At 54.3% G+C, this 1,581-nt stretch carries 1 rRNA gene (only partly in view); it reads right to left on the bottom strand.

Going from position 1 to position 1,581, the window contains the following annotated elements:
- Positions 1 to 1,581, bottom strand: a 23S ribosomal RNA gene (locus ACOTX5_RS26385) (its annotated part continues 456 nt past the right edge of the window); the annotation flags it as partial.

Genomic DNA, 1,581 nt, shown 5'->3' with positions numbered 1-1,581 from the left:
GTCTCAGGGAGAACTCATCTCGGGGCAAGTTTCGTGCTTAGATGCTTTCAGCACTTATCTCTTCCGCATTTAGCTACCGGGCAGTGCCATTGGCATGACAACCCGAACACCAGTGATGCGTCCACTCCGGTCCTCTCGTACTAGGAGCAGCCCCCCTCAATTCTCCAGCGCCCACGGCAGATAGGGACCGAACTGTCTCACGACGTTCTAAACCCAGCTCGCGTACCACTTTAAATGGCGAACAGCCATACCCTTGGGACCTACTTCAGCCCCAGGATGTGATGAGCCGACATCGAGGTGCCAAACACCGCCGTCGATATGAACTCTTGGGCGGTATCAGCCTGTTATCCCCGGAGTACCTTTTATCCGTTGAGCGATGGCCCTTCCATTCAGAACCACCGGATCACTATGACCTGCTTTCGCACCTGCTCGCGCCGTCACGCTCGCAGTCAAGCTGGCTTATGCCATTGCACTAACCTCCTGATGTCCGACCAGGATTAGCCAACCTTCGTGCTCCTCCGTTACTCTTTGGGAGGAGACCGCCCCAGTCAAACTACCCACCAGACACTGTCCGCAACCCGGGTAACGGGTCTACGTTAGAACACCAGCCATTAAAGGGTGGTATTTCAAGGTTGGCTCCACGCAGACTGGCGTCCACGCTTCAAAGCCTCCCACCTATCCTACACATCAAGGACCAGTGTTCAGTGTCAAGCTATAGTAAAGGTTCACGGGGTCTTTCCGTCTTGCCGCGGGTACACTGCATCTTCACAGCGAGTTCAATTTCACTGAGTCTCGGGTGGAGACAGCCTGGCCATCATTACGCCATTCGTGCAGGTCGGAACTTACCCGACAAGGAATTTCGCTACCTTAGGACCGTTATAGTTACGGCCGCCGTTTACCGGGGCTTCGATCAAGAGCTTCGCGTTGCCGCTAACCCCATCAATTAACCTTCCGGCACCGGGCAGGCGTCACACCGTATACGTCCACTTTCGTGTTTGCACAGTGCTGTGTTTTTAATAAACAGTTGCAGCCAGCTGGTATCTTCGACTGATTTCAGCTCCACCCGCAGGGGCTTCACCTACACATCAGCGTGCCTTCTCCCGAAGTTACGGCACCATTTTGCCTAGTTCCTTCACCCGAGTTCTCTCAAGCGCCTTGGTATTCTCTACCTGACCACCTGTGTCGGTTTGGGGTACGATTTCGTGTTACCTGATGCTTAGAGGCTTTTCCTGGAAGCAGGGCATTTATCACTTCAGCACCGTAGTGCCTCGTCATCACACCTCAGCGTTAATAAGGTACCGGATTTACCTGGAACCTCCGCCTACATGCTTAAACCGGGACAACCGTCGCCCGGCTGACATAGCCTTCTCCGTCCCCCCTTCGCAGTAACACCAAGTACAGGAATATTAACCTGTTTCCCATCGACTACGCCTTTCGGCCTCGCCTTAGGGGTCGACTCACCCTGCCCCGATTAACGTTGGACAGGAACCCTTGGTCTTCCGGCGAGCGGGCTTTTCACCCGCTTTATCGTTACTTATGTCAGCATTCGCACTTCTGATACCTCCAGCAACCCTCACAGGC

Origin of the sequence: Enterobacter cloacae complex sp. IR5441 (assembly GCF_049238215.1) — a bacterium.
GTDB classification, from domain to species: Bacteria; Pseudomonadota; Gammaproteobacteria; order Enterobacterales; family Enterobacteriaceae; genus Enterobacter; species Enterobacter hormaechei_C.
This window is presented reverse-complemented; position numbering and strand designations above follow the sequence as displayed.